Raw genomic sequence first — 13699 nt, 5'->3', positions numbered from 1 at the left:
AAGCACTCCGTTACAGCGACTCCAGGCACCCGGCCAGATCGTTGGCCAGCTTGTCCAACAACTGCTCATAGCCTGTCGGCGTCGCCGTATTGAAGCCGCCGAGAGCATCCAGCTCCGCCAGCTTCACCGGCAAACCTGCGGTGAGGGTCTCGGCCAGCCGCGGACGCATCGGTGGCTCGCTGAACACACAGGTCTTGCCCACTTCCTGCAAGCGGGCACGCATGGCGGCAACGTGTTGTGCCCCCGGCTGCACTTCGGCGGCGATGCTGAAGACCCCGGTGTGTTTCAGGCCGTAGGCATCCTCAAAGTAGTCAAACGCTTCGTGAAAGACGAAGTACGGCTTGCCCTGCACGCCGGTTACTCGCGCCTTGACCCGCGCGTCCAGAGCATCCAGACGCTGGGCGAAGGCCTTGGCGTTACTCTGGTAACGCGCCGCGTTGGCCGGGTCGGCGCTGCTCAGATCGGCGGCCATGCGCGCGGCAATGACTCTGGCATTGACCGTCGACAGCCACAGGTGCGCATCCAGCGAGCCGGGGCGATGGTCATGATCGTGCTCGGTGGCGTCGTCGACATGGGACTGGCTGTCCGCGGCAAACCGACGCAATTTCAGACCTGGCAGATCCTGGATGGCCACGGTCGGCCGGGTCCGGGTTTTCAGCACCCGAGGCAGGAAGCCTTCCATGTCCGGGCCGATCCAGTACAGCAAATCGACCTCTCCGACCTTGCGCACATCAGAGGGCCGCAGCGCGTAGGAATGAGGCGATGCGCCCGGTGGCAAGAGTACGTCCGGGGTCCCGACGCCGTCTTCCACGGCGGCGGCAATCAGCTGCAGCGGCTTGATGCTGGTCAACACGCGAACCTCGGCCTGAGCAGGCAGGGCAACGGCAAGGCAGGCGGACAAACCGACCAATAGGGCAAAAAGACGAGTCACGGCGACCACTCTGATGGGCTGGAAACAGGTAATATAATAACGTCTCCAAAGGAAGCCGTCTTCGCTCATGACTCTCACGCCGTTAGCCAGCCGCCCGCATGATCACTCCCATTGCGTGCACAGCGCTCTGTCCGAAGCCGATGTGATCTGCACCCGCCTGGGCTTGCGTCTGACCACATTGCGCCGCCGCGTGCTTGAGCTGGTCTGGCAAAGCCACAAGCCGCTGGGTGCCTACGACATCCTCGCCGTGCTCAGTGAAGAAGACGGCCGCCGCGCTGCGCCGCCCACGGTTTACCGGGCGCTGGACTTCCTGCTGGAAAACGGTCTGGTACACCGGATTGCTTCACTGAACGCCTTCATGGGCTGCAACCGGCCGGAGCATGCCCACCAAGGGCAGTTCCTGATCTGTCGCAACTGCCATGTGGCGGTGGAGCTCGAGCAGAAGAGCATCAGCGATGCCATCATCAAAGGCGCCAAGGACGTGGGCTTCACCGTGGAAGCCCAGACCGTGGAAATCGTCGGTCTGTGTGCCAACTGCCGGAGCAGCGCATGAGCGAGGCGCTGATTCGCCTGGAGCGAGTAGGCGTTACCCTGGCAGGGCAGACCATTCTCAGCGACATTCACCTGGCCGTACAACCGGGAGAAATCGTCACCCTGATCGGCCCGAACGGCGCGGGCAAGACCACTCTGGTGCGCAGCGTGCTCGGCTTGCTGACCCCGGACACCGGCAGCGTATGGCGCAAGCCGAAGCTGCGAGTGGGCTACATGCCGCAAAAGCTTCATGTCGACCCGACCTTGCCGCTCTCGGTCCTGCGTTTCCTGCGCCTGGTGCCCGGTGTGGATCGGCCTCGGGCCATGGCCGCGCTGGCTGAAGTGGGCGCCGAACAAGTGATCGACAGTCCGGTCCAAGGCATTTCCGGCGGCGAGATGCAGCGCGTGCTGCTGGCCCGCGCCTTGTTGCGCGAACCTGAACTGCTGGTGCTCGACGAGCCCGTCCAGGGCGTGGATGTGGCCGGGCAGGCAGAGCTTTACGGGCTGATCACCCGCCTGCGCGACCGCCATGGGTGCGGCGTGCTGATGGTCTCGCACGACCTGCACCTGGTGATGAGCACTACCGACAACGTGGTCTGCCTGAATCGCCACGTCTGTTGCTCGGGCCACCCGGAACAGGTCAGCGGTGACCCGGCCTTCATCGAGCTGTTCGGCAGCCATGCGCCCAGCCTGGCGGTCTATCACCATCATCACGACCACGCCCACGACCTGCACGGCGCGGTGGTCAACGAAGTGCCCGGCGCCTTCAAGCCCTACACCCCTCACGTGCATGGGGACGACTGCACCCATGGCTGATTTTCTCCTGTATGCCCTGCTGGCCGGGCTGGCGCTGGCCATCGTGGCAGGGCCCTTGGGCTCGTTCGTGGTATGGCGGCGCATGGCCTACTTCGGCGATACGCTGTCCCATGCCGCGCTGCTGGGGGTGGCCATGGGCTTTTTGCTGAACGTCAGTCCGACCCTCGCGGTGACGGTGGGCTGTCTGTTGCTGGCGGTCATACTGGTCACCTTGCAGCACCGCCAGCCGCTGGCGTCGGACACGCTGCTGGGGATTCTTGCGCCCAGCACCCTGTCCCTCGGGCTGGTCGCCCTGAGCTTCATGCACGATGTGCGGATCGACCTGATGGCTTACCTGTTTGGCGACCTGCTGGCCATCAGCCCGAGTGACCTGTACTGGATTCTCGGCGGCAGCGCCGTAGTGCTGGCAGTGGTGCTGAGCCTGTGGCGGCCGCTGCTGGCCGTGACCGTGCATGAAGAGCTGGCCCGGGTGGAAGGCTTGCCCGTGGCGACGCTGCGCATGGCGCTGATGCTGCTGATCGCCATCGTCATCGCGGTGGCCATGAAAATCGTCGGCGTGCTGCTGATCACCTCGCTGCTGATCATCCCCGCCGCTGCTGCGCAACGGCATGCCCGTTCCCCCGAACAGATGGCCCTGGGTGCCAGCGTGCTGGGGGTAATCGCCGTATGTGGCGGGCTGGGGCTTTCATGGTTCAAGGACACCCCGGCAGGCCCGTCCATCGTGGTCTGTGCGGCCCTGTTGTTTTTGTTGAGCTTCGCCTGGCCCAAGCGCTGAGCGGTTACGTATTTTCCCGAACGCCGCGCAGGTGTAGACTTGCACGTTTTTTGGGCAAACAGAGAGTTGCAGGTATGAAGCCGTTCGCCTCCCGTTATCTGCTTGTTGCCATGTTTTCCGTGCTGATTGCCGCGTGCCAGAGCAAACCTGCAGCACCGGTGAGCGCAGCGCCGCCTGATGCATGGCAGCAGCTGCAGCAGAACATCGCCAGCAATGAACTGGCCACGGCTGAAGACCAACTGACCGCGCTGCAAGCCCAGTCGGCCGATGACCCGCGCCTGGAGCCATTGCAGCGCCAGCTGGCCGAGGCTTACCTGGAGCGCAGTCAGGTTGTGCTGCAAAAGGGTGATGTCAACGCCGCAGCCACAGCCCTGAGCCGTGCTCGCGCCTTGATGCCCAAAGCGCCAGCGCTGACCGGCGGCGTGAATGGCGCCATCGCCCAGGCGCGCAAGGTCGATCTGGACCGCACCGAGGCCGCCCTCAAGCGGGCAGAAGCGCGGCCACCCGCCAAGGTCCTCGACCCCAAGGTGCAAAGCTCCTATGTCCCGCTCATCATGACCAGCGGCCCGCAATTGCGCGCGCAGCTGGACGACATCGCGACCGACGTGGTGAATTATCAATGCGACGTGATAGTGCAGGTGGCTCAGCCGGGCGAGTACCGCCGGCTGGAAAAACTGCTCAAGGCGCGGGTCAGCAAACTGAACCCTGACCTGCAGTGGCGAATCGGCCGCCGTGTGGAGCACGGGCAGGCGACGCAGATGGTGTTGATTCCGCGACCGCTGTAAGCGGGGCTTGAACCCCGTAGGGCCGAGCTTGCTTGGAACCAGGCCACGCTATCATCCAGTAAAGCTGCGATGGCGCATCCCCGAGCAAGCTCGATCCTACAATGGGCGTAACCGTATCAAGCCGGAATAGCCTTGGCCTTTGGCTCCCGCGCCCACACTCGATGCTGGGCAATGGCGGCAATGAACGCCTCATGGGCCTTGGCATCGTCGCCGATGATCAATCCGGCATCCACGTCCAGGTGCAGACTGTCCAGCAACGTCTTGGCATCAGGGCTGGCCCCGATTGCCTTGAGGTGCTTGTACGCCTCCAGCAGGAAATGCAGCGCCACGCCATTGCTGCCGAGCGCCTTGATCGATGCCGCGCCGCCAGGCACCCACACTGCGTCGAACGCAACTGATGGCAGGCCTTCAGCCGAGGCGTCCACCGCCAGGCTCTTGCCATCGGCGGTCTTCACCGGCGCCGAAGTAGGACCGAGCACTTTGACGTGAGCACCCTGGGCCTGAATGGCCTTGGTCAGCGACTCAACGCCTGCACCGTCCACCCCATCCGCTACCAGTACGGCAATCTTGCGCGACTTGATATCGCCCGAGAGCAGGTTGAGCTGGCTCAAAGCTGGTGACTCTTTGAGCGTCATGGATGGCGTATCCACGGTGCCCGCCGTGGGAACCGGCAACCCCAGATTGGTGGCGACACGGCCGGCCAGCTCCAGATCGATGTTGGCGAGGATCTCGTTCACTTCACGGGCCCGGATGTATTCACGCTCCACCTTGCCCAGTTCGAAGCTGTAGGCCGCGATGATGTGCTCTTTCTCTGGAGTGCTCATGCTGTGGAAGAACAGCCGCGCCTGGGAAAAGTGATCGTTGAACGACTCGCTGCGCTGGCGGATCTTGTGCGCCTCAATGCGCTCAGGGTAGCTCTCGAAACCGCCATCTACCGGGCCTGGCGGGGTCTCCTTGGGCCAGCCGCCGTCGATCGAGTTGGGCTCGTAGGAGGCACGGCCCTTGTCGATGGTCATGCGGTGGGCGGCATCGCGCTGGTTGTTGTGATTGGGCGCGACCGGGCGGTTGATCGGCAGTTCATGGAAGTTGGGCCCGCCAAGGCGGCTGATCTGGGTATCGGTGTAGGAGAACAGCCGACCTTGCAGCAACGGGTCGTTGGAAAAATCCAGGCCGGGCACGATATGACCTGGGCAAAATGCGACCTGTTCGGTTTCCGCGAAGTAGTTGTCCGGGTTACGGTTGAGCACCATGCGCCCCAGCGGCGTCACCGGGACCAACTCTTCGGGGATAATCTTGGTCGGGTCGAGGATGTCGAACTCGAAGGAGTGCTCGTCCTCTTCAGCGACGATCTGCACGCCGAACTCCCACTCCGGGTAGTCGCCCATCTCGATGGCGTCGGCCAGGTCACGGCGGTGGTAATCGGTGTCCTTGCCCGCCAGTTTCTGGGCTTCGTCCCACAACAGCGAGCACACACCCTGCTTGGGTTTCCAGTGGAATTTGACGAAGGTCCCTTTGCCCTCGGCATTGACGAAGCGGAAGGTGTGGATACCAAAGCCTTCCATGGTGCGCAGGCTCTTCGGAATCGCCCGATCGGACATCGCCCACATCACCATGTGCGCCGACTCCGGTTGCAACGACACGTAATCCCAGAAGGTGTCGTGGGCCGAGCCGCCGGTGGGGATTTCATTGTGCGGCTCGGGTTTCACGGCGTGGACGAAGTCCGGAAACTTGATCGCATCCTGAATGAAGAACACCGGCATGTTGTTGCCGACCAGGTCGAAATTGCCTTCATCGGTGTAGAACTTCACGGCGAAACCGCGTACATCACGCACGGTATCCCCCGAGCCGCGCGGGCCCTGCACGGTGGAGAAACGCACGAACACCGGGGTTTGCTTGCCCGGATCCTGCAGAAAACCGGCTTTGGTCAGCGCTGCATGGGACTCGTAGGTCTCGAAGAACCCATGGGCCGCCGTGCCACGCGCGTGAACGATGCGCTCGGGGATGCGCTCATGGTCAAAGTGCGTGATCTTTTCACGCATGATGAAATCTTCCAGCAAGGACGGCCCGCGCGCACCGGCCTTGAGGGTGTTCTGGTTATCACTGATCTTCACGCCCTGGTTGGTACGCAGGGCTTGGCCAGTGGCGTCCGAGCGAAAAGTCTCGAGGCCATCGATCTTGGCATTGTGATTGGCGCGGTCCGGGGTATCGGTGCCAGCCATCTCGCTGGGAGCATGTGGGGTGGGGGTAGTGGCAGGCTTCTTGGTGGTCATGGGTCCTGAAACTCCTCATCGTGCGGCTGCCCGTGTCTCGGGCTATGGGGCTTGCGGTCTTATTCAGTGACTCGCAGGCCGAGCGGGCCGTTCCCTTTTTCTGCTTCGCACGCGGTAGACGCCCTATATCGAAAAGCTTGGGTGGTGACTAAATTAATGCTAAGAACCTCCTGTACGACAGGCTAAAATGCGCGCCCGGCCAACCGCCGAGCCCTTTTCCATGCGCCCCACAAGGTTCGCTACGTGATCGAGTTTCAACAAGTCCACAAGACCTACCGCGTCAACGGTAGGGAAATCCCAGCCCTGCATCCGACCAACCTCAGCATCGAGAACGGTCAGGTATTTGGCATCATCGGCCATTCAGGCGCGGGCAAAAGTACCTTGCTGCGCCTGATCAACCGGCTGGAAACCTCCAGCGGCGGGCGCATCATCGTCGATGGCGAGGACGTCACGGCGTTCAAGGCCGGCGAGCTACGGCGCTTTCGCCAGCAGGTCGGGATGATCTTCCAGCACTTCAATCTGCTCTCGTCCAAGACCGTTGCCGACAATGTCGCCATGCCCTTGCGCCTGGCAGGCGAGTTGTCCGGTCGCGAGATCGACGAACGCGTTGCCCAGTTGCTGGCGCGGGTCGGCCTGGCCGATCATGCCCGCAAGTACCCGGCCCAGCTCTCCGGCGGCCAGAAACAGCGCGTCGGTATCGCCCGCGCCTTGTCCACCCAGCCGAAAATCCTCCTGTGTGACGAAGCCACCAGCGCCCTCGACCCGCAGACTACCGCCTCGGTCCTGCAACTACTGGCCGAAATCAACCGCGAACTGCAGTTGACCATCGTCTTGATCACTCATGAAATGGACGTGATTCGCCGGGTCTGTGACCAGGTGGCCGTCATGGACGCCGGGGTCATCGTTGAGCAGGGGCCAGTGGCCGATGTGTTCCTGCATCCACAACACCCGACCACCCGTCGCTTCGTGCAAGAAGACGAAGAGGTCGATGAAGGCGAACAACGTACGGATTTCGCCCACGTCACGGGCCGTATCGTGCGCCTGACCTTCCAGGGCGAAGCTACCTACGCGCCGCTATTGGGCACCGTGGCTCGGGAGACCGGCGTGGACTACAGCATTCTGGCCGGCCGTATCGACCGGATCAAAGACACACCCTATGGGCAACTGACCCTGGCGATCACCGGGGGCGACATGGACGCGGCCTTTGCCCGTTTCACTGCCGCCGACGTTCATATGGAGGTACTGCGCTGATGGACTTCCTCAACTATTTTGCCGATGTCGACTGGAGCGAGATCTGGCAGGGCAGCCTCGATACCGGCGTCATGCTCGGCAGCTCGCTGGTCTTCACCATCCTGCTGGGTCTGCCGCTGGGTGTACTGCTGTTCGTCTGCGGCCCACGCCAGCTGTTCGAAGAAAAACGCTTGTATGCCCTGCTGGCGTTCTGCGTCAACGTGCTGCGCTCGCTGCCCTTCATCATCCTGCTGATCGTCTTGATCCCCTTTACCGTATTGATCACCGGTACCTCGCTGGGCGTGGCGGGTGCCATTCCACCGCTGGTCATCGGTTGCACTCCGTTCTTTGCACGATTGGTGGAAACCGCCCTGCGTGAAGTGGATCGCGGGATCATCGAAGCCACCCAGTCGATGGGCGCCACCCCTTGGCAGATCATCGTACGGGCGCTGCTGCCCGAGGCGTTGCCAGGCATCATCGCGGCGATCACCGTGACCTCGATCACCTTGGTGTCCTACACCGCCATGGCGGGTGTAGTGGGGGCGGGCGGCCTGGGGGATCTGGCCATTCGCTTCGGCTACCAGCGCTTTCAGACCAACGTGATGATCGTCACCGTGATCATCCTCGTGGTGCTGGTGCAAGTGCTGCAAACAATCGGCGACAAATTGGTCGTGCACTTTTCGCGCAAGTAAGCGTTCATATCAGCGAAGGGCCCCCTACACACCGAGGGCCCTCATCAGGAGCCCCCCGAATGAAACGTCTTTTCGCCGCCCTGGCCGCAGTGGTCGCGCTCAGCGCCCAGGCCAACGACACCCTCACCGTCGCAGCCACCGCCGTGCCTCACGCCGAGATTCTCGAATTCGTCAAACCGCAACTGGCCAAGGAGGGCGTGGACCTTCAGGTCAAAGTGTTCAGCGACTATGTGCAGCCTAACGTGCAGGTCGCCGAGAAGCGCATGGATGCCAACTTCTTCCAGCACCAGCCGTACCTCGACGAGTTCAACAAAGGCAAGGGCACTGACCTCGTTGCCGTGACTGGCGTGCACCTGGAACCCTTGGGCGCCTATTCCACCAAGTACAAGAAGCTCGACGAACTGCCGGGCGGTGCCACAGTGGTCATTCCCAATGACGCCACCAACGGCGGCCGGGCCTTGTTGCTGCTACAAAAGGCCGGGCTGATCAAGCTCAAGGACAACGGCAACATTCTTTCCACCGTCAAAGATATTGCCGAGAACCCCAAGGACCTGAAAATCCGCGAACTGGAAGCGGCGACCTTGCCGCGCGTGCTGACCCAGGTGGATCTGGCGCTGATCAACACCAACTACGCGCTGGCCGCGAAGCTGGATCCGACAAAGGATGCCTTGATTATCGAGGGCGGCGACTCCCCTTACGTGAACATCCTCGTGGCCCGTCCGGACAACAAGGACTCGCCGGCCATGCTGAAGCTGGCCGCCGCCTTGCACAGCCCTGAGTTGAAGCAGTTCATCACCGATAAGTACAAGGGCGCGGTGGTGCCTGCGTTCTGATGATTTGACAACGCCACGGCCATCCCGCCCACGGCCGCGATGGCCGGTATACGGACCGAGACCGACATCCACTACTCTCCCGCCAGCAATCCCGGCAACTGTGCCACCAACTTCGCGCTGTTCAACGGCGCCCGAATGAACCCTCGCTCACTTCCATCCGGCCCCACCAGCGCCAGGTTGGCGCTGTGCTGCACCACATAATCAGGTTGGCTGGTGTCCGCCGGGACATAGGGGATGCTCAGGCCGCTCGCCAGTTTTTCCAGGTTCTGCGGGGTGCCCACCAGCCCCTGAAAGCTCGCGTCGAAGTAGCCCAGGTACTGTTTGAGTTTTTCCGGCGTGTCCCGGTGCGGGTCAATGCTGACCAGAATCACCTGCAGGCGCTCTCGGCTGGCTGCGGGCAGCTGGCTGCGAATCTGCCGCAGCTGGGCGAGGGTGGTTGGACAGATGTCGGGGCAAAAGGTGTAGCCGAAGAACAGCACCGTCCAATGCCCTTTCAATTGATCAAGCTGCACCGCCACGCCGTTCTGGTCGGTCATGCTCACGGCGGGCACCGCTCGACCCTGGGGTAACAAGAGCACCCCGGCGTCGCTGAGGGCGGGCGAAGAGCCGGGGCCAGCACCGGTGATCATGCGGTAGCTTAATCCGCCCATGAGCAGCACGACAGCCGCCGCCAGTGCAAAGACAATTTTTTGAGTTCGGTTCATGGCACAAGGCTACAGCGCCCGGCGTTCTCGCGCCATCACGCCCATCCACTACCAGGCCGGGCTGCTGCGCGTCGGGGCAATGTGCCAGCACCGGAAATGTGGTCTATGCTGCCCCTCATGAATGATGGCCATTCGATATAGCAAACCATCCTAACCAATCCCTGATTATTGCGATTCCGTCTTAGGGCCCTGATCCAGCCAGCTATCGTACTCTTTCCGTTCGCCATCCTTACGTAACCATCATCGCTTGGAGACTTCATGAACACCGCCGCATTGCGCGAGCAGATCCAACGTGCCCATCAGCACGAGGCCAGCACCGGCCAACTCAAAGAACAGCTTGAGCACATGTTGCCCCGCCTGCACCCCAGCATCAGCCTGCCGGAAGACGCCAAGGGGGCGCTCATCCGTTTCGTGGGCGCCTACATCGACCAGGTTCCCGACCTGCTCGAAGCCGCCAACTCCGTCGCCCGCGAGGCCGGGATCGAGTCGCAGATACGCCCGGTGTTGAGGATCGCCGAGCAGTACTTCATCCAGCCGCCCGTCATGCTGGCCAGTCACACCGGTCTGGACTGCCTGCTGGACGAGGCGTATCTCGCCCATCGCCTGGTGGAGGAGGTCAATGACCTGTACATCAAGCACTTCAGCCAGCCCCTGATCCCCCTCGACATGACCATGGCCAATCTCATTGCCCACCAGCTGATCGGCGAACAGTTCGCCAATCAACTGGATGAGGCGGTACACCACTCGGTGGACCAGATGCTAGACGAGGAAAGCTTTGCCCTCGAGTCGGTGGAGAGCTACCGCGCCCAGCTCAGCAGCCCCGACACCGGGGCCGCCTGGAGCCGCTGGCCGTGCCTGTCGAGACAATTGGGTGTTGATATCGCGACACCTGCCGGTCCCTGATCGAGTTTCTTCCAGCCCTTGTATAAGCCACGCAGATCATTACGTGGCATGAAATTACATACCACGTAATACGATACGAAATTGTGAGGGCAACAGCCTCAAAAACGTCCTTTTGGCGTAGCGCTGGGAGTCGGGAACGTGCCATCCAGAGGCAGGAATCGATCCTGTGCGGAATCGTAGGCGCGAATCTCGCTGGTCTCGATGCTGTAAACCCACCCGTGGATGAACAAATGCCCGCTGGCCATGCGCGAGGCCACTGAAGGATGAGTGCGCAGGTGATGCAGCTGGGCGATCACGTTTTCTTCGGTGAGCACCTGCATGCTTTCACCCTCGGTCGAGCAGTTGCAATTGTCTTCCACCACGGTGCGCGCCACTTCAGCGTGCCTCAACCAGGCCGATACCGTCGGCATCTTCTTCAATGTATGCGGGTTAAGTACCGCGCGCATGGCGCCACAGTCAGAGTGGCCGCAGATGATGATGTGCTGCACACCCAATGCCAGCACCGCGTACTCGATGGCCGTGGACACCCCGCCATTCATTTGGCCATAGGGCGGCACTACGTTTCCCACATTGCGCGTCACGAACAGGTCGCCAGGGGCGCTGTGGGTGATGAGCTCGGGGGCGACGCGGGAGTCGGCGCAGGTGATGAACATTGCACGCGGGCTTTGTGCCGTGGCGAGCTTCTTGAATAGCTCCTCCTGCTGGGGAAACACGTCGTGGCGGAAGTGAAGGTAGCCATCGACGATATGTTGCAGCGCCGCATCGGCACCTTGCAGCTCGCCAGCGGGGTCTGGGCGTGATTGATCCTTGTCGCTCATGATTCATCCTCTAGTCAGGTTGCAAACTATGAACCTAATGCAGCTAACTTAATTCAAGCTGAAAGGCTTCCCTCTGCAAGATCACAAAAGATTCATTTGCTGCCCTGGCGGGCAAAACAGGCTGCAATCCAGACGGTAGGAATCGCGCCGCGCCATACCGAGGTGTTTCATCGCGTGCTCGAAGCGGCGGGCCAGCAAATCGGCGAACACTCCCTCACCACGCATCCGTGCGCCGAACCGACTGTCATACAGCTCGCCACCTCGGCTTTGTCGGATCAGGCTCAGTACGTGGCCCGCGCGCTGAGGGTAATGGGCGTGTAGCCATTCCTCGAACAGCGGCGCGACTTCCAAGGGGAGGCGCAACATCATGTAGTTGGCGCTGACGGCGCCGGCGGCCTTGGCTTCAGTCAATAGATGCTCAAGCTCGCTGTCGTTGATCATGGGAATCATCGGCGCGCAGAGTACGCCTACCGAGACGCCGGCCTCGGTCAGCACACGAATGGCCCTCAGGCGCGCCTTGGGCGCAGCGGCGCGCGGTTCGAGGATGCGCTTGAGTTCGTCGTCCAGGGTCGTCAGGCTGATCATCACTTTCACCAGCCGCTGGCGCGCCAACTCGATCAACAGGTCCAGATCGCGCAAGATCAGCGACCCCTTGGTCACGATGGTCACCGGATGACGGAAGCGCAGCAGCACTTCGAGCAAGCCCCGAGTGATCCGATGCTCGCGCTCGATAGGCTGGTAGGGATCAGTGTTGGCGCCCAGGTTGATCGGCGTGCACACGTAGCCACGCCGGGACAGTTGCTGTGCCAGCAGCGCCACGGCATTGGTCTTGGCGATGAGCCGGGTTTCGAAATCCAGCCCAGGCGACATGTCCCAGTAGGCATGGCTGGGCCTGGCGTAGCAATAAATGCAGCCGTGTTCGCAGCCCCGATAGGGGTTGATGGACTGATCGAAGGGGAGGTCAGGAGACTTGTTGCGAGAGATGATGGTCTGGGCAGTTTCCAGCATGACCACCGTGCCTTGGGTGGCGGGTACTTCCTGATACCAACCGTCATCCTCCACCACCGAATGGTTTGGGGCAAAACGGTTGCGCGGATTGAGGGCGGTGCCGCGACCGCGGGGAGGCGTTGACATGGACATGAGGCGAACCCGAATACTGTTTTTATATACAGTAAAGCGAGCGTCGCCCCGTGCCTAGTGCCTTATGTCAGCTTTCCATGTCGATGACCACACGGCCCTCGATCTGCCCCTCATGCATGCGGCTGAAGATGGCGTTGATGTTTTCCAGCTTGTCGGTAGATACCGTCGCCTTGACCTTGCCTTCACCGGCAAAGTCCAGCGCTTCCTGAAGGTCCAGGCGGGTGCCGACAATCGAGCCCCGCACAGTCGTGCCGTTCAGGACCATGTCAAAGATCGACAACGGGAAATTCCCTGGCGGCAGGCCGTTCAAGGCGATGGTGCCGCCACGGCGGGTCATGCCGATGGCTTGCTCGAAGGCCTTGGGCGATACCGCCGTGACCAGCGCACCGTGAGCCCCGCCGATAGTTTCCTTGAGGTAGGCCGCCGGGTCCTGGTGCCGGGCGTTGACGGTGACAGTGGCGCCCAGACGCTTGGCCAGTTCCAGTTTACCGTCATCGATGTCGACGGCAGCCACATTCAGGCCCATGGCCTTGGCGTACTGCACGGCCATGTGACCCAAGCCGCCGATACCGGAAATCACCACCCATTGACCGGGCTTGGTGTCGGTCATCTTCAGGCCTTTGTAGACCGTCACGCCCGCACACAAAATCGGCGCGATTTCGACAAAACCAACATTGTCCGGCAGGCGGCCAACATAGTTGGCATCGGCGAGGGTGTATTCGGCAAAGCCGCCGTTCACTGAGTAGCCGGTGTTCTGCTGAGTTTCGCACAGGGTTTCCCAACCGCCCAGGCAGTGCTCACAATGGCCGCAGGTGGAGTACAACCAAGGCACGCCGACGCGATCGCCTTCTTTTACATGCTGGACCCCGGCACCCACGCCAACGACGTAGCCTACGCCTTCATGGCCAGGAATGAACGGCGGGTCAGGCTTGACCGGCCAATCGCCTTCGGCGGCGTGCAGGTCGGTGTGGCAGACACCGGACGCTGCAACCTTGACCAATACTTGCCCGGGACCCGGAACTGGCACAGCCACTTCACGAATTTCGAGGGGTTTGCCGAAGGCATGGACGACTGCTGCTTTCATTGTTTTAGGCATGACTTCCTTCCTGACAGTCGAGCGAAGCGCTCGGTCAAGATGGAGCAAGAGGGGGGCCATATTGGCCAGAGTGCGGAAATAGAAGGGCTTTGCCGTCCGTCAGGGGCGGGGAGCGTACCCACTGGGCAACAGCGGGGTGACACACTGTGCCAATGACGGCACACACCCCGATGTT

The 13699-nt window shown here is 61.8% G+C and carries 14 protein-coding genes; 8 read left to right on the top strand and 6 right to left on the bottom strand.

Features of this window, described 5'->3' with window-relative positions; translation table 11 throughout:
* Nucleotides 1–10: 10 nt before the first annotated feature.
* Complete coding sequence (locus HB675_RS09995; protein ID WP_213878143.1) at nt 11–931, bottom strand: zinc ABC transporter substrate-binding protein; 921 nt, start codon at nt 929–931, stop codon at nt 11–13.
* A gap of 67 nt (nt 932–998) precedes the next feature.
* Here HB675_RS09995 and HB675_RS09990 point away from each other — a divergent pair, with 67 nt between their 5' ends.
* The 4 genes from HB675_RS09990 to HB675_RS09975 all read left to right on the top strand — a co-directional run bounded on the left by HB675_RS09990 (nt 999) and on the right by HB675_RS09975 (nt 3838).
* Nucleotides 999–1484, top strand: coding sequence for a Fur family transcriptional regulator (locus tag HB675_RS09990; protein ID WP_213878142.1), 486 nt, complete (start codon nt 999–1001; stop codon nt 1482–1484).
* Entirely contained in the window at nt 1481–2278 is a 798-nt protein-coding gene (gene znuC, locus HB675_RS09985; protein ID WP_213878141.1) for a zinc ABC transporter ATP-binding protein ZnuC, read from the top strand. Before HB675_RS09990 ends, znuC begins: the two co-directional genes overlap by 4 nt.
* A complete protein-coding gene (znuB, locus tag HB675_RS09980; RefSeq protein WP_213878140.1) occupies nt 2271–3053 on the top strand; it encodes a zinc ABC transporter permease subunit ZnuB in 783 nt (260 codons plus the stop codon). Before znuC ends, znuB begins: the two co-directional genes overlap by 8 nt.
* A gap of 74 nt (nt 3054–3127) precedes the next feature.
* Nucleotides 3128–3838, top strand: coding sequence for a PA5502 family lipoprotein (locus tag HB675_RS09975; RefSeq protein ID WP_213878139.1), 711 nt, complete (start codon nt 3128–3130; stop codon nt 3836–3838).
* Between the two features lie 116 nt (nt 3839–3954).
* Here HB675_RS09975 and katE read toward each other — a convergent pair whose 3' ends face one another.
* Nucleotides 3955–6108: a catalase HPII gene (gene katE, locus HB675_RS09970; RefSeq protein WP_213878138.1), complete on the bottom strand. Its 2154-nt coding sequence runs from the start codon at nt 6106–6108 to the stop codon at nt 3955–3957.
* A gap of 243 nt (nt 6109–6351) precedes the next feature.
* Here katE and HB675_RS09965 point away from each other — a divergent pair, with 243 nt between their 5' ends.
* The 3 genes from HB675_RS09965 to HB675_RS09955 are packed head-to-tail and all read left to right on the top strand — an operon-like array spanning nt 6352 to nt 8863.
* Nucleotides 6352–7359 carry an ATP-binding cassette domain-containing protein gene (locus HB675_RS09965; protein ID WP_213878137.1) on the top strand — a complete coding sequence of 336 codons (1008 nt, stop codon included), beginning with the start codon at nt 6352–6354 and terminating at the stop codon, nt 7357–7359.
* Entirely contained in the window at nt 7359–8030 is a 672-nt protein-coding gene (locus tag HB675_RS09960; RefSeq protein ID WP_213878136.1) for a methionine ABC transporter permease, read from the top strand. Before HB675_RS09965 ends, HB675_RS09960 begins: the two co-directional genes overlap by 1 nt.
* Nucleotides 8031–8089: 59 nt before the next feature.
* On the top strand, nt 8090–8863 hold the full coding sequence (locus HB675_RS09955) for a MetQ/NlpA family ABC transporter substrate-binding protein (RefSeq protein WP_213878135.1): 774 nt from the start codon (nt 8090–8092) through the stop codon (nt 8861–8863).
* A gap of 71 nt (nt 8864–8934) precedes the next feature.
* Here the strand turns inward: HB675_RS09955 and HB675_RS09950 are convergent, their stop codons facing one another.
* Entirely contained in the window at nt 8935–9567 is a 633-nt protein-coding gene (locus HB675_RS09950) for an SCO family protein (protein WP_213878134.1), read from the bottom strand.
* Nucleotides 9568–9825: 258 nt separating this feature from the next.
* Between HB675_RS09950 and HB675_RS09945 the strand changes: the two genes are divergently transcribed.
* On the top strand, nt 9826–10470 hold the full coding sequence (locus tag HB675_RS09945) for a hypothetical protein (protein WP_213878133.1): 645 nt from the start codon (nt 9826–9828) through the stop codon (nt 10468–10470).
* Between the two features lie 98 nt (nt 10471–10568).
* Here the strand turns inward: HB675_RS09945 and HB675_RS09940 are convergent, their stop codons facing one another.
* From HB675_RS09940 to adhP, 3 genes are all read right to left on the bottom strand, one after another.
* Nucleotides 10569–11288, bottom strand: a complete 720-nt coding sequence (locus HB675_RS09940) for a carbonic anhydrase (RefSeq protein WP_213878132.1) — start codon at nt 11286–11288, stop codon at nt 10569–10571.
* 81 nt (nt 11289–11369) lie between these two features.
* Nucleotides 11370–12428 (bottom strand): PA0069 family radical SAM protein, encoded by a 1059-nt coding sequence (locus tag HB675_RS09935; RefSeq protein ID WP_213878131.1) that lies wholly within the window; start codon nt 12426–12428, stop codon nt 11370–11372.
* A gap of 67 nt (nt 12429–12495) precedes the next feature.
* Entirely contained in the window at nt 12496–13524 is a 1029-nt protein-coding gene (adhP, locus tag HB675_RS09930) for an alcohol dehydrogenase AdhP (protein WP_213878130.1), read from the bottom strand.
* Nucleotides 13525–13699: the final 175 nt, after the last annotated feature.

The sequence above is a fragment of the Pseudomonas sp. dw_358 genome (genome assembly GCF_018449655.1).
Taxonomy (GTDB): Bacteria; Pseudomonadota; Gammaproteobacteria; order Pseudomonadales; family Pseudomonadaceae; genus Aquipseudomonas.
Note: the sequence above shows the minus strand (reverse complement) of the source record. Positions and strands in the feature narration are given on the sequence as shown.